The sequence below is a fragment of the Streptomyces sp. NPDC048420 genome (genome assembly GCF_040651535.1).
Taxonomy (GTDB): domain Bacteria; phylum Actinomycetota; class Actinomycetes; order Streptomycetales; family Streptomycetaceae; genus Streptomyces.
Genome location: NZ_JBEZKG010000002.1, coordinates 325,384 through 347,992 on the forward strand (window position 1 = coordinate 325,384; position 22,609 = coordinate 347,992).

The following is a 22,609-nucleotide window of genomic DNA, read 5'->3' on the forward strand; positions in this document are numbered from 1 at the left end:
CCTCCGGGCGAGAACGAGGTCAGGTGCGGGCCAGTTCGGCGGCGCCGAAGGACACGTCGAAGCGGTCGCACCAGATGCTCACGCTGGTGAACCGGGACGGGTCGACGTCGGCAGGCACGGTGTAGTTCTGACTGCCCTTGTTGCCCTTGAGCTTGCCGAGGCTCACGTACGCGCCGTCGTCGAAGACGTGCCAGCCGGCCCGTCCCTCCTTCACCGGCGCGTCGGTCAGCCACACGCGCAGATCCGGGCCATTGCTGGTGTCGAGGTCCTCCAGCCGTACGACATGGGATCCGTCGGCGAGCCGTACGAGCTTCACTCTGCCTGAGGTGGCGTGCTCGTGGCTGATCAGTTCGCCGCCTGCCACCGTCCGGGGCCGGGGTGCCGGTGCCGGTGACGCGGACGGCGCTCCAGCCGGAGGGGCCGCAGGGGCTACGGCACCGGGCAGGGCCTCCTGCACGGTTTCGTCCTGCCACAGCTTCCACGGCTGAAACCAGTACAAACCGAAGCCGACACCGGCGAGCGCTGCCACCAGCACTCCGATGACCCACGGCCTGCCCCGCGTCTTCCGTACACGCCCCATGCCCGCCTCGATCCCTGAGTGCTTAGCCTCCATTTCAACGGGGCAGGTGGCAGGTGGGTACCCCAACGCGGATGACGGAAGTCTTACGTCGCCATGGCGCTCGCGAGTCTGGCCACTCCGCCGGTGGCGTCCTCTTCGGCCTGGTCGTCGCCGCGCTGGTCGGCCTCGTGCTGCTCGGCGGCATCTGACCGCCGACGAACAGCCGCCTACGACCGGCCGCCGAGCTCCGTCCTGTCGCGTCGCCGGTCCAGGTCGCCGATGGCCGGGGTCGCCATGCCGCCGTGCAGCACCACCGAGATCACCACGGTGAGGGCCACGACGGCCCACAACTCCCGCTCCAGGCCGCCGAAGGAGTCCTGCCCCAGCGCGTAGGACAGGTAGAACAGCGAACCGATGCCCTGGATCCCGAACAGGGCGACCACGGCACGTTCCTGCTTCCCGACGGCGGTGCCTGCCTGTGCCGGCCACCCTGTGAGCGGCCGTACGACCAGCAGCACCAGGGCACCTACGACCGCGCCCGCCCACGTCAGGTCGGACAGGGCGCCGTCCACCAGGTATCCGCCGAGCAGGAAGAGCAGCACGGCCGCGCCCAGCTCCCAGGCCCAGGCAGACGTAGACCACGTCCGAAAGCGTCACTGCGACCTCCTGCTCGACGCGATCTTCTCCCGTGTGTACCCCGTTCCCCCGATGCCTCGCCCGAGTGCGTCACCGGGCTCGCTGCCTGCCCGGTTGCGACGGAAGAGGTGGGGGATGGGCGCCGACGGATCCGCTCCGGTTAGGGTGTAAAGGACGCGTCAATGAGACGCGGGGTGTGCCGGGAAGTCTGGTCGGCGTCCGTAGGGCCGTGCGCCCTTTCGCCGACGTCCGGAGGCTCACCGCCTTGACCGCCACCCCGCCCCGCAACTCGTTCCTCGGGCTTCTCTCCTGGCCCGAACGACAGGCAGTGGCCCGGGCCCTGCGCACCGAGACGGTGGGCGGCCTCGTCCTGCTGGCCGCCGCGGTGGTCGCGCTGGTGTGGGCGAACACCCCGCTCAGCAGCGCTTACACCACCATCCGCGACTTCCACTTCGGGATACCCGCACTGAGCCTGGACCTCTCGGTCGGCCACTGGACGTCCGACGGACTGCTGACCGTCTTCTTCCTGGTCGCCGGGATCGAACTGAAGCGTGAGCTGGTCGTCGGCTCGCTGCGCACCCCTGCGACGGCCGCGTTGCCGGTCATCGCCGCCGTGTGCGGCATGGCCGCGCCCGCCGCCTTCTACGCCGCCACGATCGCGGGTGGTGGCGGCAGCATGGACGGCTGGGCAGTGCCGATGGCCACCGACATCGCCTTCGCCCTGGCGGTCCTGGCGGTCATCTCCACCCATCTGCCGACCGCCCTTCGGGCCTTCCTGCTGACCCTCGCGGTCGTCGACGACCGCGGCGCGATCCTGATCATCGCCCTCTTCTTCACCTCGCACTTGAACTACTGGGCCTTGGCGGGGGCGTTCGCCGGGCTGGGCGTCTTCTACCTCCTGCAGCGGCGACGGGTGCGGGGCTGGTGGTGGTACGTACCGCTCGGAGTGGTGATCTGGGCGCTGCTCTACAACGGCGGCATCCACGCCACCGTCGCCGGAGTCGCCATGGGCCTGATCCTGCGTACCGTCCGCGACCAGGATGAGAACGAATCACCCGCAGAACGCACCGGACATCTGCTGCACCCGCTGTCCGCCGGCCTGTGCGTGCCCCTGTTCGCGCTCTTCGCCGCCGGGGTCAGCGTCTCCGGCGACGCACTGGGCAAGGCGTTCACCACCCCCGAACCCCTCGGTGTGATCCTTGGCCTGGTCGCGGGCAAGATCCTCGGCATCTTCGCCGGCACCTACCTCGCCGCCCGCTTCACCCGGGCTCGGGTCAACCCGGACCTCGCCTGGGCCGACGTCTTCGCCCTGGCGACCCTGGCCGGAATCGGCTTCACGGTCGCCCTGCTCATCGGCGAGCTGGCCTTCCCCGGCACGGCCGTCGGCGAACACGTCAAGGCCGCCGTCCTGATCGCCTCGCTCACCGCCGCCCTGCTGGCCGCCGTGCTCCTGCGCCGCAGGAACGGCGTATACCGGCGCCTGTACGAGGAGGAGAACCTCGACGAGGACGCCGACGGCATCCCCGACGTCTACCAGCGCACGGGATCCAACGACACATGACCTGACCGCGCCGCGAGCGTCACCCGAGGGTGGGCTCAGCCGTCGCCGGACGTCTGACCACGGCGCGGTGTCTGGGGAGACTTAGCGGCCTCCGCCTCGGCCTTGGCGTCGCTTACCGCGGCGGCGGCCTGCTTCCCGGCCTCGTCGGCCGCTGCGGCGGCATCGAGCGAGGCCGTCCAGCCTGCGGCGAGCTCCGGGGTCCCGCCTTCGTCCGACGGGTGGTCAGCACTGGCTTCGGCTGCTTCCTGCGGTTGCGTCGGCTCACCGAAGGCACGCGTGACGGTCCGAATCGCCTCGGTCAGCTCCCCCGGGATCACCCAGAACGTGTTGTTGTCGCTGCTCGCCAAGTGCGGGAGCGTCTCCAGGTACTTGTAGGCCAGGATCTTCGCGTCGGCGTTGTTGCGGTGGACGGCCTGGAAGACGAGTTCCACCGCCTTGGCCTCGCCATCCGCCCGCAGGATCATGGCCTGTTGCGTGCCCTGCGCCTCCAGGATGTCCTTCTGCTTCGTGCCTTCCGCGGTGAGGATCTTGGCTTGCCGATCCCCTTCGGCGTGCAGGATTGCCGCCCGCTTGTCACGCTCGGCCCGCATCTGCTTCTCCATCGCCTCCTTGATGGTGTGCGGTGGATCGATGGCCTTGATCTCGACACGGTTGACCCGGATCCCCCACTTGCCGGTGGCGTCGTCGAGGACGGCCCGCAGCCGGGAGTTGATCTCCTCACGCGAGGTGAGCGTCTCCTCCAGGTCCATGCTGCCGATGACGTTGCGCAGCGTGGTCACGGTCAGCTGATCGATCGCCTGGAGGTAGTCGGCGACCTCGTACGCCGCCGCCCGCGGGTCCGTGATCTGGTAGTAGAGCACGGTGTCGATGTTCACCACGAGGTTGTCCTCGGTGATCACCGGCCTGGGGTCGGACGAATAGACCTGCTCGCGCACGTCGAGTTTGGTGTTGATGCGGTCCGCCACCGGCACGACCAGGTTCAGCCCGGGCTGCAGCGTCCGCCGGTACCGGCCGAAACGCTCGATGTTGTAGCGGCGCGCCTGCGGGACGATCCGCACGCTGGAGGCCACGACAAAGACGACAACGATGGCCGCCACAAGGACGAGGATGAGAACCGGATCCACAGTGCCTCCGTTGCTGTGCGTTCAGCCGTTCACGGAAGGAGCTCGCGGGGGTAGACGATGGCCGTGGCGCCTTCGATCTCCATGACGTCCACCAGCGCTCCCACCGGGATCACGAGGGTTTCGTCGAAGGCCCGGGCGGACCACTCCTCGCCGGACAGTTTGATCAGGCCCCGGGTCGCGGTGACCTCCTGCATGACCTCGGCCCGCTTGCCGATCAGCGCGTCGCTGCCGTCACGGGTGAGGGGTTGCTGTGTCATCTGCCGCAGCGCGAGAGGACGGACGACGAGAAGCCCCGCGGCCGCCGCGACTCCGAGCGCCACGAACTGACCGAGCACCCCGATGCCCACACCGGCGACGACGGCGGCGACCAACGCGGCACCCGCCAGGAGCCCGAAGACCAGGGTCAGAGTGAAGAACTCCGCGACGCCCAGCGCTGCGGCGGCGAGAAGCCACGCGAACCACGCCATCGAATCGCCCTCCTATTGGGGCTTTCTCCACCAAGCTACCGCCCGAAACTCTGGACAGGTAACCGCACAGTGCTAGCGGGTCCAGGCCCTATGGGATCGTTCAAGCGCCAGGATCGAAACTGGGTGTCTCTGTGAGGGATCGATGACTGCGTGGGCAGAGTTCGGATGGGGCCTGGTCTTTGGTACCGCCATGTTGGTCGTTACGTTCAACTATCGCGATATCGCGTGGCGGATCCACGGCTTCATGTCGAACACGGTGGGGGCCAATCGGCTCCTGACGCCGACGGTGGTCAGGTTCGTTTGTGGTGTCCTGGCCACCGCTTCGCTGGTCAGCGTCGCGTTTGGTCTGGCCATGTCTGAGTAACTGGCGAGTGACCGCCGATCGCTCATGTCCCTGGTCCGGGCTCCATAGAGAGCGGGGTGCCGTCCTTGCTCCAGGAAATGACGCCGGGCCGGCCGTTGACGGTGGCCGCATGGCCTCGTGCCGCGCTGCCCGCCACTCGCGCGCAGGTGGCGACTTCGGTGGCTCCGAGCGTGACGAACGTGCCGGTCGGAGTGTGGACGGTGAACTTCACTTCTGAGGTTGCGCTTGGTGACCTTCGCGAGGTGGTCCAGGTCGGCGGCGGCGAAGTCGGCCAGGGAAAGCTGCGGACCACAGCCGCAGGCGACCAGTGGCCCCGGCAGCCGCCGTGAGAAACGTGGTGCGGTTCTCTTGTGGTACTTGGCCCGGAATCGTAAAACGTGGGCGGCAGCAAGAAAAGGTCTCGCGTTGCGGCTGGCTGAGGCCGTGACACCGGCGAGCCTGACGCGACCTGTGACCTCAGCCCTGCCGGGTGACGCCGGTGGCACCACACCACCGCGGTCACCGTCTTGCCCGCCGCATGGACGTCGACCAGCACTTCCACTGACAGCTCCCGCACCAGACGCCAGCCGAACCCACCCGGCCTGGAGACATTCAGCGGCATCAAGCGCGCCGGTGCCGGCGTCGTGCTCAACGGTCACCGCCCCAGGCCCGGCCTCCAGCCGAAACCGGTCACCCCGCCGGCATGCACCTGGCGGCTCAACGAGCCCCAGTACGAGGCTCTTACCCCGGACGGGTCAAACGCGAGGTCTGCCGCAAGGCCGGACCCGCGCAGTACTGGGCGTGGCGCCGCTCGCTCACTGTCGCGCCCCGCAGACCGCCTCGGCCTCGGCGACCGTGTCGAAGACCCGCAGGATCTGGTCGGCTCTGGTCATCTCCAACACCCGGTGCAGCGTGCCCGGGACGCAGACCAAGACCAGCGCCACCCCCGCCGTCCTCGCCTCTCGATGTGCTCCCAGCAGGACGTTCAGCCCCGCCGAATCGCAGAACGTCACATCCGCCAGGTCCAGCACGACGGCCCGTTCCCCCGGAGCAATCACCTTCTTCAGCCGCTCACGCAGCTCCGGCTGCCAGACATAGTCCATGGCCCCGCGCACCTTCACCACGAGGCAGGGGCCTGAGATGGTCGTCACGACCGAGGGGAGATCACCCACAACACCCACCCAACCGTCTCGACCAGGATCGGAAAGGAACGCTGTCGAGCCTATCCGGCACGGCCCGTCCGATCTCGCCAGACCGCCACGATGCCTTCACCACGGAGCCCTGCTTCTCCGCCGACAGTCAATGAACCGGTTTTCCGGTGTTCCCGTTACGGCAGCGTCGAAGGGGCAGGCAGATCGTGACCGAGCAGGCCGCAGGGTGGGGCTTTCTCACCAACCATGCGCGCGTGCTGTTGGCTATCGCCCGCGACTCCGCCACGCGCATCCGTGACCTAGCCGTCGCCTGCCACGTCACCGAACGCACCGCCCAGAGCATCGTCACCGACCTCGAACAGGCCGGCTACCTCAGCCGCGAGCGAGACGGGCGGCGCACGCGATACACCCTCCGCCTGGATGGAAGGCTGCGTCATCCGGCGGAGGCCCACCTGCCCATCACCGCCCTGCTGGAGCTGTTCGTCGGCCACGACCACGTGGAGCTAACTGCTCCGGTGAGCGAGGGCCAGGACAGCACACGCGGTGATCCCCGCCAATGAAGCCGGGCGGGCAGCCCACCCACTGTGATGCCGTCCCTAAGGGCCGGGAACCGCATCTTGTCCGGGACGTCTGTCCTGTTCTGGAGTCGGTATGGAGGACGAGTGGCACGGCTCGTGACGATCGGGGACTTGAGGGTCCAGCAGATCGAGCGGAAGGACGGGCGGCGGTCGTGGACGATCGTATGGCTCGAGGGGACAGTGCACACGGAGGCGGTCCGGTTCCGCTCCAACCTCCGCTTCCAGGACCGGCGCATCGCCGACTTCGAAGCCCGCCTTGCCGACCCGCTCTGCTGAGCGAAACGGTCTACCCCCGTAGCAACCGTCGGCGGAGGGCTTCCTGCTCTGGGCTCCGCGTAGGAGCGGGCTGCTGCGGTTGGGGCATGTTCGGGGCGTGGTCGATGCGGTTGCTGCTGCGGATGATGTCTGCGTCGGACTGCGGAGCCGGCCATGTCACCAAGAGGTAGTCCTCCACCGGCTCGGCGCTGACCTTGTCCGGAAGGATGTTGCGGCCTCGCGCGTGAACGCGCAGCCGGTACCAGCCAGGGCCCGCCGGACTCAGGGAGACGAGTCCGCCGACCGGGCCCCGTTCGAGGGACTCGACCCGGAGGAGACCCGTCGGGACGTTCACGCTCACTTCCACGATCTCTTCCCAGAAGGCGTCCGTCGACGCAGCCGGCGGACCGGTCAGAGCGGTTGCCGTGGCCTGGATCGCGCCGGTGTGGATTCCCGTGACGATGAGAGCCCCCTGTGACATGGAGGCGGCAAGTCCGTTGCTCCAGTCCGCCGTCTGGACAGGGATTTCTCCAGCGTCGAGGACACCGAAAGTACCTTCCGGGACGTACACGTTGTGGGCGGTGGCCATGTCTCTCCCGGCTGGTACGTCATCGCTCTGGGTAGTTTGCATGGGGGCGGGCAGTGCCGTATTGCGTGAGTGTGGGTGGCTCGGTCGCCCTCGGCACCCGCATGGTGCGTCAGGAAACAGTGACTCTGAAGGGGTCTCCGTCGAGGACGCGCTCAGCGCGGAAGAACTGGGTGTTCAGGCCGCCCTGGGCATTGTCCCGACGGCTCGCAGAAACCGTAGGCCAGCAGACTCCCTCCGGCATCGGTGTCGATATCTCATGGCGTGCCGGAAACCGTTTCGAACGTCATGAGGTGGAAAGCCCGACGTCGGGTGTCGCCCGGGCTCACTGAGCGTCGCCGTAGGCTCTGCATCATGAGCATGCGCCTGAGCACCGTGATCCTGCCGTACCGACGCTGGAATGAGGGCGGTCGTGCCCCGTGGCAGCGTGCAGAGGAACTCGGGTTTCATGCCGCGTACACCTACGACCACCTCTCCTGGCGGTCGTTCCGGGACGGACCGTGGTTCGGCGCCGTGCCGACACTGACCGCCGCCGCGGGTGTCACGGAGCGGATGCGCTTGGGCACCCTCGTCACGTCACCTAATTTCAGGCACCCAGTGACGCTCGCCAAGGAGCTGATCTCCCTGGACGACATCTCCGGTGGCCGGATCACGCTGGGCATCGGTGCGGGCGGCACCGGCTTCGACGCCACCGCGCTCGGCCAGGAGCCGTGGATTGCGCGCGAGCGGGCCGGCCGGTTCGCCGAGTTCGTTCAGCTGCTCGACCGGCTGCTGACCCAAGACTCGGTCTCGTACGACGGCGACTTCTACTCGGCGCACGAGGCGCGCAACATCCCCGGCTGTGTGCAGCGGCCTCGACTACCCTTCGCGGTGGCCGCGACCGGCCCGCGTGGGCTGCGCCTCGCGGCGCGCTACGGGCAGGCGTGGGTGACCACCGGCGACCCGAAGCTGTACGAGAACGGCACTTCCGAACAGTCGATTCGAGCCATTCGTGGCCAGGCCGAGAAGCTGGCCGACGCCTGCGCCGAGATCGGCCGGGACGTGGCCGGGATGGACAAGATCCTGCTCACCGGGTTCACCCCGGACCGCGGCCGGCCGCTGGAGTCGCTCGGTGCCTTCGTGGACTTCGCGGGTCGGCACCGGGAACTGGGCTTCACCGAGATCGTCGTCCACTGGCCCATCCCCGACTCGGACTTCGCCGTCGACGAGAAGGTCTTCGAGCAGATCGCTATGGAGGCCCCGGCGCAGCTCGGCTGAGTAGTCATTGACGCCCACCCGCGGGATCGTTGGGAGATTCGCCCTTCAGGGCAGCCGTGTTTTCGCAGGTCACGCTGCGATAGGCGAAAAAGCCTTGACTGAGGTCACCAGCGTGCCCAGGCGCAGCCGGTCGGTCACGCCCGCGGCGCCGGTCAGCGTCGGCACGGCACCGAACCAGGGGCCGTCGCGGAAGGTGCGCCAGGACAGGTGGTCGTAGGTGTAACCGGTGTGGAAGCCGAGCTGCTCCGCGCGTTGCCATGCCTCGCGGCCTCCCTCGTTCCAGCGGCGGTAGGGGAGGATCTCGGTGCTCAGACGCAGACTCATGTGTCCGAGCGTATGCGCCGGGCCATGTTTCACGTGAAACAGTGACTCAGGGTCATTGTCTGCGGCCGTTGAGCCAGGAGCTGAGCCCTATCGGGTCCTGCCGAGGCTCAGTGGGATTCGGGGAACCTCAGGTAGGGCGTCGGTACGGCCTGGGTCAGCCACACTCCGTTTGCGCTGACGTGGAAAACGTGGCCGTCGCGGTGCATGGCCTGTGCGTCCACGGAGAGCACGACGGGTCGGCCGCGGCGGGCGCCGACTCGGGTCGCGGTCTCGCGGTCGGGCGACAGGTGGACGTCGTGCCGGTTCATGGGTCTGAGGCCCTCGGCGCGGATCGCGTCCAGGTTGCGGGCCACGGTGCCGTGGTAGAGGTACGGCGGTGGGGTGGCCGGAGTGAGTCCCAGGTCCACCTCGATGCTGTGGCCCTGGCTGGCGCGGATACGGGTGCCCTCGATCGCGAAGCGCTGCTTGTCATTGGCGGCGACGACGTGGTCCAGCTCTTCACGGGTGATGCGGAAGTGGTGTGCGGCGGTCGCGGCGAGCAGTTCGTCGATCTCGACCCAGCCGGCTTCGTCGAGCGTGAGCCCGATCCGTTCGGGCTGGTGTCGCAGATGCTTCGAGAGGTACTTCGACACCTTCACGGTGCGTCTCTCGTCCTTCTCGTGCGACTTGTTCTCGTTCATCCCGTCAGGGTGCCGGGAGAGACGTGAATCACGCGAATGATTTTGGGGCGGATGTTTGGTCCACAACCAACTGTAGTTATCCACAGGCTACTTGGCGTTTCTGTGGACAACTCCCCGTCACGTCAGCCACCTTCGTCAAGATCGACTGGGGGCCGCCCACTTGTCGCGAGCACATCCAACGCCCTTGCCCGCACCTCCCGTTCAGCCGACAGCACGACGAACTCCGCCGCCCGCTCCGCCCCAACCAGCCCCTCCACGGCCCGCATCGTCTCTTCGGGAGCGGCCACGGAACGTGACGTGGCAGGGCTGTGCGGCGGCTCGTCCGGACCGAGGTGCTGCCGGAGGTGTCGTACCGCCAACAGCCGCATCACGCGGGCGAGTTCCGCGTCCACCGTCTGTTGCGCGAGTGGCCGCAGCGGGCGTACGAGTGAGGCCGCTTCGGCTGCGTCCGCGTCGGTCGGCCGGTGCGATCCGTCCAGGTAGCGGGCGAAGACGTGCTCGGTGGTGAACTCCAGGAAACGGGCGGCGATGTGCTCGACCTGGCCTCTCAACTCCCTTAGGTGGGCCGAGTTCGCCGAGAGCGGGACCCCGGCGGAGTACAACTCGCCTGCTACGGCGAGCTCTTGAGGGCTTTGCACGAGGAAGGAGTCGTCGCCCGGAACGCGTTCCAGTACGCCGAGTTCCACCGCTTCCGCGACCGCGGCCTCGTCGTGGGCGCCACGAGGACGGCATGGGCAGTCCTGATCGTTGGCCACCGCGCGGTGTTCGACCCCTCGCCGTCGGCGCGGTCGAGGTTGTCGGCGGTGCGAGGCCCACGGCGGTGGCGGGGCCCTTGACCGTGGTGATACCCAGGCCCACGGCGGTGGCGAGGACCTCGCCGGTGGCGCCGGCCAGGTCCACGGTGGTGGCGAAACCCTCGGCCGCCGAAGCCCTCGGTGCCGGCCGGCCGTAGGGGTCTCACCGCAGCGCGACCCCGCCGCCCTGTCGGGCGTCGCCGGGAGGGGACCCAGCGGCGAACTTGCCGACGTCACCGTAGCTCACAGCGGCGGGTCCAGGCGGGCGAGGGCTCGTAGTGCGCGGGGTGTGAGGCGGGATATGAGGTGGGTCCCGCGTGCCTCCGGGGTGACCGGGACTACGGCCTGGTTGCGGACGACCGCACGCAGGATCGCGTCGGCGACCTTCTCCGGCGGGTAGTTGCGCAGGCCGTAGAGGCGGGCCGTGCGCTTCTGGCGGCGTTTCTCCTCGGCGGGGTCGGTGCCCGCGAAACGCGCGGTGGAGGTGATGTTGGTGTTGACGAAGCCGGGGCAGATCGCCGAGACACCGATGCCCTGGCCCGCCAGTTCCGCGCGCAGGCTCTGACTGAGCATGAGGACGGCCGCCTTGGAGGTGCCGTAGGCGGACAGTGCCTTGGAGGGCTGGTAGGCGGCGGCCGAGGCGGTGTTGACGATGTGGCCGCCCTGCCCGCGTTCGGACATCTGTCTGCCGAAGAGGCGGCAGCCGTGGATGACGCCCCACAGGTTGACGTCGAGGACCTTCTTCCACTCCTCGGTGGTGGTGTCGAAGAAGGAGCCGCCGAGGCCGATTCCGGCGTTGTTGACCAGGACGTCCACCACGCCGTAGTCGGCGGCGACTTTGTCGGCGAGTTTCTCCATGGCCTGTTCGTCGGAGACGTCCACGGTCTCCGCCCAGGCCGCGGGGGCGCCGAGCCGCCGGGACAGGTCGGCGGTGCGGGCGGCGGTCTCCGCGTCCCGGTCGACGGCCACCACGCGTGCGCCGGCCTCGGCGAACGCGAGGGCCGTGGCCCGTCCGATGCCGCTCCCCGCACCGGTGACCAGGACGAGCTGTCCGCCGAAGCGCTCGGCGTACTTGCCGGTCGCCTTCACTGTCGGCCGGCCTCCCTCCACGGAGGTCACGAACTCGGTGATCCAGGAGGACAGCTGGTCCGGGCGGGAGCGCGGGATCCAGTGTCTGGCGGGGAGGGTGCGCCGGGTCAGTTGCGGGACCCAGTGGTCGAGGTCGTCGTAGAGCTTCTGGGAGAGGAAGGCGTCACCCAGGGGCGTGATGAGCTGTACGGGCGCGTGTGCGTACGCGTCGGTGCGCGGGCGGCGCAGCCGGGCCCGGATGTTGTCCCGGTACAACCAGGCACCGTGGGCCGCGTCGGTGGGGAGCGAGGAGGTCGGGTAGCCGTCGGCGGGAACCTTCTCGGCGCGCTCCAGGATGCGGGGCCAGACCTTGCCGAGCGGCCCGCGCCAGGCCAGTTCGGGCAGGGCGGGGGTGTGCAGCGCGTACACGTACCAGGACTTGGCGCCCTGGCCGAGGAGCTGGCCGACCCGGCGGGGGGTGGGTCGCTTCAGGTGCCCCGCGATCCAGTGGCCGAAGTGGTCGAGGGACGGTCCGGACATGGAGGTGAAGGAGGCGATGCGGCCTTCGGTGCGCCGGACGGTGACGAACTCCCAGGACTGCACCGAGCCCCAGTCATGTCCGACCAGGTGCACGGGTCGGTCCGGGCTGACGGCGTCGGCGACGGCCAGGAAGTCGTCCGTCAGCTTCTCCAGGGTGAATCCGCCGCGCAGCGGTTTCGGTGCCGTGGAGCTGCCGTGGCCGCGGACGTCGTAGAGGACGACGTGGAAGCGGTCGGCGAGGCGGGCGGCCACCTGCGACCAGACCTCCTTGCTGTCCGGGTAGCCGTGCACCAGGATCACGGTCGGCTGCCCGGAGTCCCCCAGTTCGGCCACGCACAGTTCGACGCCGCCGGTGCGTACCCGGCGCTCGCGTGCACCTTCGAGCAAGGTCACTTCTCCTCCGCCCAGCGCCGCACGTGCGGCAGATCGTCGTCGAGCCAGAAGGCGCTCTGTTCGGGGTCCGCGGAGTCGGGGACGACCAGGATCTCCCCGAACTTCGCGCCCGCACCCCGGAATCCGAGATGGGGTTCGACCGCCCACAGCCCCGGCCGCGGCGGGTGGTCGGAGAAGCGGTACGGCGACCACAGGGGCGACCAGCCCTCGCGTGCGGTGACCAGCGGCCCTGCTCGCCATGGTTGATCTTGTGGGCGATCACGCCGAAGGGGTGAGGCCGACCATCAGCCGGTCCTGGACGGGGTTGATCCCGAGGGACCCGGAGCGTTCGGTCCCGCCTGGTTCCAGACGCGCCGCGACCGCCTCCGCGCACTCGTACGCGAGCCGCCGGCCCTGTCTGAATCCCCGCAGACGCGCGGAGAGTTCGCTGGTCAGTGCTGTCGTCATGCTGCTCCGCCCCCTCGGCTGCGGTACGCGTCCGTAACGTGACACCGGCGAATGTGACAGTCATTGGAGGCTGCGTCAACAGGGCCGGTTCGGGCTGTGGAAAACCCTCCCGATGTGGAAAACGGAGGCCACGTTGTGAGACCTCAGGGTGACCCCTAGGTGCCCGTACACCTGGAGTCTGATACCGATGCAGCTCTGCGGGGTGACGACCTGAGTGGTCCGCGTCACTACCGTCTATGGCGTGACTGTGATCGCGACCGAAAGCCTGAGCAAGCGGTTCCCCCGGGTGACCGCGCTTGACCGGCTCTCCTTGGACGTCGGACCCGGTGTGACCGGACTCGTCGGAGCCAACGGAGCCGGCAAGTCCACCATGATCAAGATCCTGCTGGGTCTGTCCCCCGCTTCCGAGGGCCGTGCCGAAGTGCTCGGGCTCGACGTCGCGACCAAGGGCGCCGCCATCCGCGAGCGGGTCGGCTACATGCCGGAGCACGACTGCCTGCCGCCGGACGTCTCGGCGACCGAGTTCGTCGTGCACATGGCCCGCATGTCCGGACTGCCGCCCACCGCCGCGCGCGAGCGCACCGCGGACACCCTGCGCCATGTCGGCCTGTACGAGGAGCGCTACCGCCCCATCGGCGGCTACTCCACCGGCATGAAGCAGCGCGTGAAGCTCGCGCAGGCCCTGGTGCACGACCCGCAGCTGGTCTTCCTCGACGAGCCGACCAACGGCCTCGACCCGGTCGGCCGCGACGACATGCTGGGCCTGATCCGCCGGATCTACACCGACTTCGGCATCTCGGTCCTGGTCACCTCGCATCTGCTGGGCGAGCTGGAGCGGACCTGCGACCACGTCGTCGTCATCGACGGCGGCAAGCTCCTGCGGTCCAGCTCCACCACCGACTTCACCCAGACCACGACGACCCTCGCGGTCGAGGTCACCGACACCGACGAGCACCCGGACGGCACCCGCGCGGTCCGCGAGGCGCTCCACGCGCGCGGGGTGGAGGTCCTCGACTCGTCGAGCGTCCTGCCGGGCGCCGGCCACATCCTGCTGCTGACCGCACAGGGCGAGGAGACCTACGACGTCGTCCGGGACGTCGTCGCCGATCTCGGCCTCGGCCTGGTGCGCATGGAGCAGCGCAGGCACCACATCTCGGAAGTCTTCACCAGCGAGGACACGGACGAGGTCACGCACGGCGAAGCGCAGCGGAAGGAGGCGGTGGGCCATGGCAATTGAGCACTCCGCGGCACCACCGTCGGGTGACCAGACCCGCATCCACAACATCGGCTACCGCACCTACGACGGCCCCCGCCTGGGCCGCTCGTACGCGACCCGCTCGCTCTACTCGCAGTCCCTGCGCGGCGCCTACGGCCTCGGCCGCTCGGTGAAGTCCAAGGTGCTGCCGATGCTGCTGTTCGTCGTCATGTGCGTGCCCGCGGCCATCATGGTGGCCGTCGCGGTCGCCACCAAGGCCAACGACCTGCCGGTCGACTACACGCGCTACGCGATCATCATGCAGGCCGTCATCAGCCTGTACGTCGCTTCCCAGGCACCCCAGTCCGTCTCGCGCGACCTGCGCTTCAAGACCGTCCCGCTGTACTTCTCGCGGCCCATCGAGACCGCGGACTACGTGAGGGCGAAGTACGCTGCGCTGGCCTCGGCGATGTTCGTCCTCACCGCCGCCCCGCTGATCGTGCTCTATGTCGGCGCGCTGCTGGCCAAGCTGGACTTCGCGGACCAGACCAAGGGATTCGCTCAGGGGCTCGTCTCCGTGGCTCTGCTCTCGCTGCTCTTCGCCGGCATCGGCCTGGTCATCGCCTCGGTCACCCCGCGCCGCGGCTTCGGCATCGCGGCCGTGATCGCCGTCATGACCATCTCCTACGGTGCCGTCTCCACCCTCCAGGCGATCGCGGACGCCCAGGGCAGCAGCAGCGCCATCCCGTGGATCGGCCTGTTCTCGCCGGTCACGCTCATCGACGGACTCCAGTCGGCGTTCCTCGGCGCGAGCTCGGCGTTCCCCGGAGCGGTGGGACCGAGCAACGGCGAAGGGGTCGTCTACGTCCTCGCCGTCCTCGGCCTGATCGCAGCCTGCTACGGCCTCCTGCTGCGCCGCTACAAGAAGGTGGGACTGTGACCACGCTCCAGATCGACCATGTTTCCCGCTGGTTCGGCAACGTGGTCGCCGTCAACGACATCACCATGACGATCGGCCCCGGCGTCACCGGCCTGCTCGGCCCCAACGGCGCCGGGAAGTCCACCCTCATCAACATGATGGGCGGCTTCCTCGCCCCCTCCACCGGCGCCGTCACCCTCGACGGACAGCAGGTGTGGCGCAACGAGGAGATCTACCAGCACATCGGCATCGTCCCCGAGCGCGAGGCGATGTACGACTTCCTCACCGGCCGCGAATTCGTCGTCGCCAACGCCGAGTTGCACGGCCTGGGCGCCAAGGCCGCCCAGAAGGCGCTCGCCACGGTCGAGATGGAGTACGCGCAGGACCGCAAGATCTCCACGTACTCCAAGGGCATGCGCCAGCGCGTGAAGATGGCGTCCGCCCTGGTCCACGACCCCTCGCTGCTGCTGCTCGACGAGCCCTTCAACGGCATGGACCCGCGCCAGCGCATGCAGCTCATGGACCTGCTGCGCCGCATGGGCGACGAGGGTCGCACGGTCCTGTTCTCGTCCCACATCCTCGAAGAGGTCGAGCAGCTCGCCTGGCACATCGAGGTCGTCGTCGCAGGACGGCACGCGGCCAGCGGTGACTTCCGCAAGATCCGCCGCCTGATGACCGACCGACCGCACCGCTACCTGGTGCGTTCCAGCGACGACCGGGCCCTCGCGGCCGCGCTGATCGCCGACCCGTCGACGTCCGGCATCGAAGTCGACCTGGCGGAGGGCGCGTTGCACATCCAGGCCGTCGACTTCGGCCGCTTCACCGCGCTGTTGCCAAGGGTCGCGCGCGACCACGGCATCCGGCTGCTCACGGTCTCGCCGTCCGACGAGTCCCTCGAGTCCGTCTTCTCGTATCTCGTCGCGGCGTAGGAGGCCGAAGATGTACGACCCCACAGTCGCCCGACTCACCTACCGGGCCCTGCTCGGCCGCCGCCGGGCCCTCATCCTGGGCGCCCTGCCCCTGCTGCTGATCGTGATCTCCGTGATCGTGCGCGGTCTGGTCGGCGCCGACGACCAGACGGCCTCCGACCTGCTGGGCGGGCTCGCGCTCGCCACGATGGTGCCGATCATCGGTGTCATCGCGGGCACCGGTGCGATCGGACCGGAGATCGACGACGGCTCGGTGGTGTACCTGCTGTCCAAGCCGATCAAGCGGCCGACGATCATCTTCACCAAGCTGATCGTGGCGGTCGCCGTGACGATGGTGTTCTCGGCGCTGCCCACGTTCGTCGCGGGCCTCATCCTCAACGGCAACGGCCAGCAGATCGCCGTCGCCTACACGGTGGCCGCGCTGGTCTCCTCGATCGCCTACGCGGCGCTCTTCCTGCTGCTCGGCACGGTGTCCCGGCACGCGGTGGTCTTCGGCCTCGTCTACGCGCTGGTCTGGGAGGCCCTGTTCGGCTCCCTGGTCGCCGGGGCGAAGACCCTGAGCGTCCAGCAGTGGTCGCTGGCCGTCGCCCACAAGGTCGCGGGCGGGGACCTGGTCACCTCGGACGTAGGACTGCCGACGGCCACCGTGCTGCTGGTCGTCGTGACCGTCCTCGCCACCTGGTACGCGGGACAGAAGCTGCGCTCGCTGACGCTGGCGGGCGAGGAGTAGGGGCGCCCGCCCCTGACGCCGGGCTTATTGACAGGGACTTCACCGATGTCCGGTCACACTGGACAAATGGGGATGTCGGGCTGTGAGTTGAAGGGAACGGGCATGGCAGACGACTGGGACGACCTCGTGCTGGACGAGGACTTCATACGCTCCGCCGAGACCTCCGAGCCGTCTGCCCGGGCCCGTATGCTCGCCGCGCGCTGGCGCCAGGAGTCGCCGGAGCCACAGCCCTGGCGCTCTGACGAGCCGCCCGCGGGGTGGTTCTTCAGTAAGCGCCGCAAGCGTTGGGGACGCCGATAGTTCGAACACCCGGCCGTTTAATTCAGTGGCGCCCAACTCGGTGTACCGGCACGATGGTTGTGTTCACACGATCTGGGAGAGGAGCCGGACGATGTCCATGCACGACAGTACGTCCAGCTCCCGTCGGGGCGGCCCGCGGAGGACTCCGGTGTAGTTACGCCACCGTCGAGTTCACCCGAGGGACCTGCCCGGGGCGGCCGCTTCGAGCACGCGATGTCGCTCTCGCGTGAGGCCGCCCACCCGGAGGATTGGCCGAGTGGTAAGGCACTGGCTTGCTAAGCCAAGGTCGGGTTGAAAAGCCCGCGCACGTTCGATCCGTGCATCCTCCGCGAGACGTTGTCACTGGGACTTGGCCGGGCTCCCCCTGGCAGGGAGTGCCTGCAGCAGGCCGTCAGCCCAACAGCCGTTCCACGACCACCGCGATCCCGTCCTCCTCGTTGGAGGACGTCACCTCGTCGGCCACCGCCTTGAGCTCCTCGTGGGCGTCCGCCATCGCCACGCCGTACGACGCCCAGGCGAACATGGGGATGTCGTTGGGCATGTCACCGAAGGCGATCGTGTCCGCGGCCTTCACGCCCAGGCGGCGGGCCGCCAGGGACAGGCCGGTCGCCTTGGACAGGCCCAGCGGGAGCAGTTCGACGATGCCCGGACCGGCCAGCGCGACCGTGACGAAGCCGCCCGCGGCCCGCAGCGCGGCCTGAGCCAACTCGTCGTCCGACAGCTCCGGATGCTGTATGTAGATCTTGCTCAGCGGGGCCGCCCACAGGTCGGACGCGTCCGTGAACGGAATCGACGGCAGTGCGCCCGTCACCGTGTACCCCGGACCGACCAGCACGTCTCCGTCGAGGCCGCTGCGGCTCGCCGCCAGGAACAGCGGGCCGATCTCCGCCTCGATCTTCGCGAGGGCCACCGCCGCCAGCTGCCGGTCCAGCGTCACCGATGTCAGCAGACGGTGCTCGCCGGCGTCGTAGACCTGCGAGCCCTGTCCGCAGACCGCGAGGCCCTGGTAGCCGAGGTCGTCGAGGATGTGCCGCGTCCAGCGGACACCGCGTCCGGTGACGACGATGTGGGCGGCGCCCTCGGCGGTGGCCGCGGCGAGGGCGTCCCGGGTGCGCCGCGAGACCGACTCGTCGGAGCGCAGGAGCGTTCCGTCGAGGTCGGTCGCGATCAGCCGATAGGGGAAACTCACTTGGCGACCGGCTCCAGCAGCTCCCGGCCGCCCAGGTACGGACGCAGCACCTCGGGCACCCGCACCGAGCCGTCGGCCAGCTGGTGGTTCTCCAGGATCGCCACGATGGTGCGCGGGACGGCGCACAGCGTGCCGTTGAGCGTCGCCAGCGGCTGGACCTTCTTGCCGTCACGCATGCGGACGGACAGGCGGCGGGCCTGGAAGCCGTCGCAGTTGGAGGCCGAGGTCAGCTCGCGGTACTTGCCCTGGGTCGGGATCCACGCCTCGCAGTCGAACTTGCGGGAGGCGGAGGCACCCAGGTCGCCGGAGGCCACGTCGATGACCTGGAAGGGCAGTTCGAGGCCGGTCAGCCACTGCTTCTCCCAGTCCAGGAGCCGCTTGTGCTCGTTCTCCGCGTCCTCGGGGGCCACGTACGAGAACATCTCGACCTTGTCGAACTGGTGCACGCGGAAGATGCCGCGGGTGTCCTTGCCGTAGGTGCCGGCCTCGCGGCGGAAGCACGGCGAGAAGCCGGCGTAGCGCAGCGGGAGCTTGTCGGCGTCGAGGATCTCGTCCATGTGGTACGCGGCGAGCGGGACCTCGGAGGTGCCGACCAGGTAGTAGTCGTCCTTCTCCAGGTGGTACACGTTCTCCGCGGCCTGGCCGAGGAAGCCGGTGCCCTCCATCGCGCGCGGGCGGACCAGGGCCGGGGTCAGCATCGGCGTGAAGCCGGCCTCCGTGGCCTGCGCGATCGCCGCGTTGACGAGCGCCAGCTCCAGGAGCGCGCCCACACCTGTCAGGTAGTAGAAGCGCGAGCCGGACACCTTGGCGCCGCGCTCGACGTCGATGGCGCCCAGCGCCTCGCCGAGCTCCAGGTGGTCTTTGGGCTCGAAACCCTCGGCGCCGAAGTCACGGATGGTGCCGTGCGTCTCCAGGACGACGAAGTCCTCCTCGCCGCCGACCGGGACGTCGGGGTGGACGAGGTTGCCGAGCTGGAGCAGGAGGCGCTTGGTCTCCTCGTCGGCCTCGTTCTGCTCGGCGTCGGCCGCCTTGACGTCGGCGGCGAGCTGACCCGTCTTCTTCAGCAGCTCGGCCTTCTCGTCTCCGGAGGCCTTGGGGATGAGCTTGCCGAGCGCCTTCTGCTCGGAACGCAGCTCGTCGAAGCGGACGCCGGACGACCTGCGCCGCTCGTCGGCAGACAGGAGGGCGTCGACGAGGGCGACGTCCTCTCCACGGGCGCGCTGCGACGCGCGCACTCGGTCGGGGTCCTCACGGAGCAGGCGAAGGTCAATCACGCGGCCAAGGCTACCGGTGCGGGGACAGGGCCCACGACTCACTATTTCCTGCCGTACCGAATCGCTACTTACGTTCCGTTATGAGCGAATTGCGGAGCGTGTCAATGAAAGGTGCCTCCGGTCCCCGGTATGAAGCATGAGCGAGGAGTCGGGTTGACTCGACTCCCTTGCGGGAGCCTGGACTTGGCGTCCGGTTGTCCACAGGGATCCACACCCGTCGAAGAGTTATCCACAGGGTGTGCGAAGGGTCTGTGGATTTCGGAATTGATCACTCCGAAACCCGGGGATCACGACGATGTTTCCCGACGCAAACCACTTCTTACCCATACTTTCGAGTGGAAAGCGGTCACCCCAAAGGATTGACTAAAGGAAAACAGTGGACGAAGGGTGACGTGCGGTCGTGTGGACGCAGAAGCGCCCTGAGGGCCGATTTGTCGACAGGGTCGCCCTTCGTTGTCGACTTGTCCCCAGGTCGAGAAGCGAACGTGTGGAAAACTCCTGTGGATAACTAAAATCAGCAGGTAGGACCGGCCTCGGGCAGCGTCAGAAACGCCCGTCCTGGCAGCGCGCCACCCAGTCCGAGGCCGCCACGAACGCCTCGTCCGAGGTGCCGGTGAGCGGCCCCCGCAGATCCTCGGGTCCCTTGTCCGCACGTGGGTACGAACCGAGGAAACGCACCTCGCGGCAGATCCTCTTCAGCCCGATCAGGGCGTCCGCCACCCGCCGGTCGGTGATGTGCCCCTCGGCGTCGATGCAGAAGCAGTAGTTGCCGATGCCCGCGCCCGTGGGCCGGGACTGCAGCACCATGAGGTTGATGCCGCGGGTGGCGAACTCGCCCAGCAGGTCGCGCAGCCCGCCGGGGTGGTCGTCGCGCTGCCACAGCACCACGGAGGTCTTGTCGGCACCGGTCGGAGCGGCGGGCCGGGCCGGGCGGCCGACCAGCACGAACCTGGTCTGCGCGTTCTCGGCGTCGTGGATTCCGGTCTCCAGCGCATCGAGCCCGTACCGGGCGGCCGCGAACTCGCCGGCGAAGGCCGCGTCGTACTGGCCCTCCTGGACCAGCCGGGCCGCGTCCGCGTTCGAGGCGGCCGACTCCCAGTGGACGTCCGGGAGGTTGTTCTTCAGCCAGTTGCGCACCTGCGGCTGGGCGGCCGGGTGGGCGGAGACGGTCTTGATGTCCGCGAGTTCGGTGCCCGGTCTGACCAGCAGCGCGAAGGTGATCGACAGCAGTACCTCGCGGTAGATCATCAGCGGGGCGCCCGCGACCAGCTCGTCGAGGGTGGTGGTGATGCCGCCCTCGACGGAGTTCTCGATCGGCACGAAAGCGGCCTCGGCCTCACCCGCGCGCACCGCGTCCAGCGCGGACTGCACCGACACGTACGGGATCAGCTCCCTGGTCGCCGTCTCGGGAAGCGTCCGCAGCGCGACTTCGGTGAAGGTCCCCTCGGGGCCGAGATACGCATAGCTCGCTGGCATGACCTCACCCTAATGGCCCTTGTGGAACGCGGCGCGCATGTCTCACGAGGGCCCCTCCGCTGAGTGAAACGGCGTGACCGGCGGCCACGGCGGACGTTCGCGCGACCCCGACCCCGACGTGGGCCCCGGCCCTGACCCCGACCCGACATCGACCTGAGCCCTGACCCCGACCCTGACTCGTGCCGCCCCGCCTCACCCCTCCAGCAACCTCTGCCCCACGTACTCCCCCTCCGCCGCCCCGCCCGGCACCGCGAACAGTCCGCTCGACTCGTGCCGGATGTACTGGGAGAGCGCGTCGCCGCGGTCGAGCTTGCGCTGCACCGGGACGAAGCCGCGCAGTGGGTCCGCCTGCCAGCACACGAACAGGAGTCCGGCGTCCGGTACCCCGTCCGCGTCGATGCCGTCGTGGAAGGAGAACGGGCGGCGGAGCATGGCCGCGCCCCCGTTCTGGTCGGGGCGGGTGATGCGCGCGTGCGCGTTGATGGGGACCAGCAGATCCCCCTTGGCGTCCGTCTTCTCCAGGTCCATCGCGGTCGTCTCGGTGCCCCCGGACAGCGCGGCCCCGTTCGCCTTGCGGCGCCCGATGACGGCCTCCTGGGCCCCCAGGGTGAGCTTCTCCCAGTCGTCCAACAGCATCCGAATCCGTCGTACGACGGCGTAGGAGCCGTTCGCCATCCACGACGGGTCCTTGGAAGCGGACGCCGGTACGAAGATCCGCTGGTCGAAGTCGGACTCGCTGGGCTTGGGATTGCGGGTGCCGTCCAGCTGGCCCATGAGGTTGCGGGCTGTCATCGGGTGGGCCGTGGCGCCCGGGGTCCGGTTGAAGCCGTTCATCTGCCAGCGGACCCTCGCGGCGCTGCCCGCGTCCTTCTGGATCGCGCGCAGGGCGTGGAAGGCGACCAGCGCGTCGTTGGCGCCGATCTGCACCCACAGATCGCCGTTGCTGCGTGCCTTGTCGAGGTGGTCGGAGGAGAAGTCTGGCAGCGGGTCGAGGGCGACAGGACGCTGCTTCTCCAGCCCGGTCCGGGAGAAGAAGCTGTGTCCGAAGCCGAAGGTCACCGTCAGCGAGGACGGCCCCGCGTCCCGGGCGACATCCGTGTCGGTGGACCCCGCCGCCTCCCCCGCCATCAGTCTCCGAGCCGTTTCCGACCAGCGGCGCAGCAGAGCGGCGGCCTCCCTGCGGCCCGCGCCCGCCGCCAGGTCGAAGGCGACGAGGTGACCGCGGGCCTGGAGGCCCTCGGTGATGCCGGGCTGATGTTTCCCGTGAAACATCACCTCGTCGCTGCCCACGGAGGTCAGCGGAGTCGCCTGGGCGGGCGCGGCGGCGTAGCCCACGGCCCCGCCGGCCGCACCGAGGACGAGCCCAGTGGCGCCGGCGGTGCCCAGCAGCGCGCGCCGCGAGATGCCTCCGGCGGTGGAGCGGGGCGCCTCGTGATCGCCGGTTCGGGAGGGGTTTTCCGGGGAGGCTGCGGAGCCGGAGCCGGAGGTGCCGGTTCCGGGGGCGGCGGCCGTGGAGGAACCGGCTGCGGAGGGACGGGTGGTGGAAGGGTCGCCGGTGGTGGGGTCGCTCGTGGAAGGGGCAGCCGCGGAGGAACCGGTCGCGGAGGCGCCAGCCTTCGGCGCCTGCCCCTTGGCGGCCGCGTCCGGCTTCGGTGCCTGCCCCTTGCGGGTGGCATCCGTCTTGGACGCTCGCCCCGTGGCGGCGGCGTCCGCCTTCGGCACCTGCCCCTCGGCAGCGGCGTCCGGCTTCGGTGCCTGCCCCTTGCGGGTGGCATCCGTCTTGGACGCTCGCCCCGTGGCGGCGGCGTCCGCCTTCGGCACCTGCCCCTCGGCT

At 69.1% G+C, this 22,609-nt stretch carries 22 protein-coding genes, 1 tRNA gene and 4 pseudogenes; 11 read left to right on the forward strand and 16 right to left on the reverse strand.

Translation table 11 applies throughout. The features are described from left to right. Positions 1-19 precede the first annotated feature (19 nt). Complete coding sequence (locus AB0D34_RS04175; protein ID WP_362656126.1) at positions 20-580, reverse strand: DM13 domain-containing protein; 561 nt, start codon at positions 578-580, stop codon at positions 20-22. A gap of 206 nt (positions 581-786) precedes the next feature. Further along, positions 787-1,161 (reverse strand): cation:proton antiporter, encoded by a 375-nt coding sequence (locus AB0D34_RS04180; RefSeq protein WP_362656129.1) that lies wholly within the window; start codon positions 1,159-1,161, stop codon positions 787-789. A gap of 299 nt (positions 1,162-1,460) precedes the next feature. Between AB0D34_RS04180 and nhaA the strand changes: the two genes are divergently transcribed. Next, complete coding sequence (gene nhaA / locus AB0D34_RS04185) at positions 1,461-2,756, forward strand: Na+/H+ antiporter NhaA (protein WP_362656131.1); 1,296 nt, start codon at positions 1,461-1,463, stop codon at positions 2,754-2,756. A gap of 35 nt (positions 2,757-2,791) precedes the next feature. On the opposite strand, the gene AB0D34_RS04190 is transcribed toward nhaA, so the two are convergent. Both AB0D34_RS04190 and AB0D34_RS04195 read right to left on the reverse strand, forming a co-directional pair. Further along, positions 2,792-3,880 carry an SPFH domain-containing protein gene (locus tag AB0D34_RS04190; RefSeq protein ID WP_362656134.1) on the reverse strand — a complete coding sequence of 363 codons (1,089 nt, stop codon included), beginning with the start codon at positions 3,878-3,880 and terminating at the stop codon, positions 2,792-2,794. Positions 3,881-3,909: 29 nt separating this feature from the next. Continuing rightward, positions 3,910-4,347: an NfeD family protein gene (locus tag AB0D34_RS04195; RefSeq protein ID WP_362656137.1), complete on the reverse strand. Its 438-nt coding sequence runs from the start codon at positions 4,345-4,347 to the stop codon at positions 3,910-3,912. 142 nt (positions 4,348-4,489) lie between these two features. Here AB0D34_RS04195 and AB0D34_RS04200 point away from each other — a divergent pair, with 142 nt between their 5' ends. Next, positions 4,490-4,711 (forward strand): hypothetical protein, encoded by a 222-nt coding sequence (locus AB0D34_RS04200; RefSeq protein ID WP_362656140.1) that lies wholly within the window; start codon positions 4,490-4,492, stop codon positions 4,709-4,711. Between the two features lie 794 nt (positions 4,712-5,505). On the opposite strand, the gene AB0D34_RS04205 is transcribed toward AB0D34_RS04200, so the two are convergent. After that, positions 5,506-5,871, reverse strand: coding sequence for an STAS domain-containing protein (locus AB0D34_RS04205; protein ID WP_362656143.1), 366 nt, complete (start codon positions 5,869-5,871; stop codon positions 5,506-5,508). A 176-nt stretch (positions 5,872-6,047) separates the two neighbouring features. Here AB0D34_RS04205 and AB0D34_RS04210 point away from each other — a divergent pair, with 176 nt between their 5' ends. Next, on the forward strand, positions 6,048-6,401 hold the full coding sequence (locus tag AB0D34_RS04210; protein ID WP_362656146.1) for a helix-turn-helix domain-containing protein: 354 nt from the start codon (positions 6,048-6,050) through the stop codon (positions 6,399-6,401). A 102-nt stretch (positions 6,402-6,503) separates the two neighbouring features. Next, positions 6,504-6,695, forward strand: a complete 192-nt coding sequence (locus AB0D34_RS04215; protein ID WP_362656149.1) for a hypothetical protein — start codon at positions 6,504-6,506, stop codon at positions 6,693-6,695. Positions 6,696-6,705: 10 nt separating this feature from the next. Here the strand turns inward: AB0D34_RS04215 and AB0D34_RS04220 are convergent, their stop codons facing one another. Further along, positions 6,706-7,263, reverse strand: coding sequence for a hypothetical protein (locus tag AB0D34_RS04220; RefSeq protein ID WP_362656152.1), 558 nt, complete (start codon positions 7,261-7,263; stop codon positions 6,706-6,708). Positions 7,264-7,614: 351 nt separating this feature from the next. On the opposite strand from AB0D34_RS04220, the gene AB0D34_RS04225 reads away from it, so the two are divergent. Beyond that, on the forward strand, positions 7,615-8,517 hold the full coding sequence (locus AB0D34_RS04225) for an LLM class flavin-dependent oxidoreductase (RefSeq protein ID WP_362656155.1): 903 nt from the start codon (positions 7,615-7,617) through the stop codon (positions 8,515-8,517). A gap of 99 nt (positions 8,518-8,616) precedes the next feature. Here AB0D34_RS04225 and AB0D34_RS04230 read toward each other — a convergent pair. The 6 genes and pseudogenes from AB0D34_RS04230 to AB0D34_RS04255 form a co-directional block, all read right to left on the reverse strand. Continuing rightward, positions 8,617-8,841 (reverse strand): annotated as a pseudogene (locus tag AB0D34_RS04230) (LLM class flavin-dependent oxidoreductase); the annotation flags it as partial. Positions 8,842-8,948: 107 nt separating this feature from the next. After that, on the reverse strand, positions 8,949-9,521 hold the full coding sequence (locus AB0D34_RS04235) for an RNA 2'-phosphotransferase (RefSeq protein ID WP_362656157.1): 573 nt from the start codon (positions 9,519-9,521) through the stop codon (positions 8,949-8,951). Between the two features lie 122 nt (positions 9,522-9,643). Beyond that, positions 9,644-10,231 (reverse strand): annotated as a pseudogene (locus AB0D34_RS04240) (MerR family transcriptional regulator); the annotation flags it as partial. A gap of 327 nt (positions 10,232-10,558) precedes the next feature. Next, on the reverse strand, positions 10,559-12,316 hold the full coding sequence (locus AB0D34_RS04245; RefSeq protein WP_362656160.1) for an SDR family oxidoreductase: 1,758 nt from the start codon (positions 12,314-12,316) through the stop codon (positions 10,559-10,561). Next, positions 12,313-12,578 (reverse strand): annotated as a pseudogene (locus AB0D34_RS04250) (Xaa-Pro aminopeptidase); the annotation flags it as partial. The pseudogene AB0D34_RS04250 and the gene AB0D34_RS04245, both read right to left, overlap by 4 nt. Before the next feature lie 62 nt (positions 12,579-12,640). Further along, positions 12,641-12,763: pseudogene (locus AB0D34_RS04255) on the reverse strand (Xaa-Pro aminopeptidase); the annotation flags it as partial. 247 nt (positions 12,764-13,010) lie between these two features. Between AB0D34_RS04255 and AB0D34_RS04260 the strand changes: the two are divergent. From AB0D34_RS04260 to AB0D34_RS04285, 6 genes are all read left to right on the forward strand, one after another. Next, a complete protein-coding gene (locus AB0D34_RS04260; RefSeq protein WP_362656642.1) occupies positions 13,011-14,000 on the forward strand; it encodes an ABC transporter ATP-binding protein in 990 nt (329 codons plus the stop codon). Beyond that, on the forward strand, positions 13,990-14,898 hold the full coding sequence (locus tag AB0D34_RS04265) for an ABC transporter permease (protein ID WP_362656163.1): 909 nt from the start codon (positions 13,990-13,992) through the stop codon (positions 14,896-14,898). The genes AB0D34_RS04260 and AB0D34_RS04265 overlap by 11 nt, the downstream gene beginning before the upstream one ends. After that, positions 14,895-15,806 carry an ABC transporter ATP-binding protein gene (locus AB0D34_RS04270; protein WP_362656166.1) on the forward strand — a complete coding sequence of 304 codons (912 nt, stop codon included), beginning with the start codon at positions 14,895-14,897 and terminating at the stop codon, positions 15,804-15,806. The genes AB0D34_RS04265 and AB0D34_RS04270 overlap by 4 nt, the downstream gene beginning before the upstream one ends. Before the next feature lie 10 nt (positions 15,807-15,816). Continuing rightward, entirely contained in the window at positions 15,817-16,536 is a 720-nt protein-coding gene (locus AB0D34_RS04275) for an ABC transporter permease (RefSeq protein ID WP_362656169.1), read from the forward strand. A gap of 102 nt (positions 16,537-16,638) precedes the next feature. Continuing rightward, positions 16,639-16,836: a hypothetical protein gene (locus AB0D34_RS04280; RefSeq protein ID WP_123990322.1), complete on the forward strand. Its 198-nt coding sequence runs from the start codon at positions 16,639-16,641 to the stop codon at positions 16,834-16,836. A 242-nt stretch (positions 16,837-17,078) separates the two neighbouring features. Beyond that, a tRNA-Ser gene (locus tag AB0D34_RS04285) sits at positions 17,079-17,165 on the forward strand. Between the two features lie 62 nt (positions 17,166-17,227). Here the strand turns inward: AB0D34_RS04285 and AB0D34_RS04290 are convergent. From AB0D34_RS04290 to efeB, 4 genes are all read right to left on the reverse strand, one after another. Then, entirely contained in the window at positions 17,228-18,025 is a 798-nt protein-coding gene (locus AB0D34_RS04290; RefSeq protein WP_362656172.1) for an HAD family hydrolase, read from the reverse strand. Continuing rightward, positions 18,022-19,299, reverse strand: coding sequence for a serine--tRNA ligase (serS, locus tag AB0D34_RS04295; RefSeq protein WP_362656175.1), 1,278 nt, complete (start codon positions 19,297-19,299; stop codon positions 18,022-18,024). Before serS ends, AB0D34_RS04290 begins: the two co-directional genes overlap by 4 nt. A gap of 543 nt (positions 19,300-19,842) precedes the next feature. Further along, complete coding sequence (gene pheA, locus AB0D34_RS04300; RefSeq protein ID WP_362656178.1) at positions 19,843-20,775, reverse strand: prephenate dehydratase; 933 nt, start codon at positions 20,773-20,775, stop codon at positions 19,843-19,845. A gap of 192 nt (positions 20,776-20,967) precedes the next feature. Further along, positions 20,968-22,596, reverse strand: a complete 1,629-nt coding sequence (gene efeB, locus AB0D34_RS04305; protein ID WP_362656645.1) for an iron uptake transporter deferrochelatase/peroxidase subunit — start codon at positions 22,594-22,596, stop codon at positions 20,968-20,970. Between the last annotated feature and the right edge of the window lie 13 nt (positions 22,597-22,609).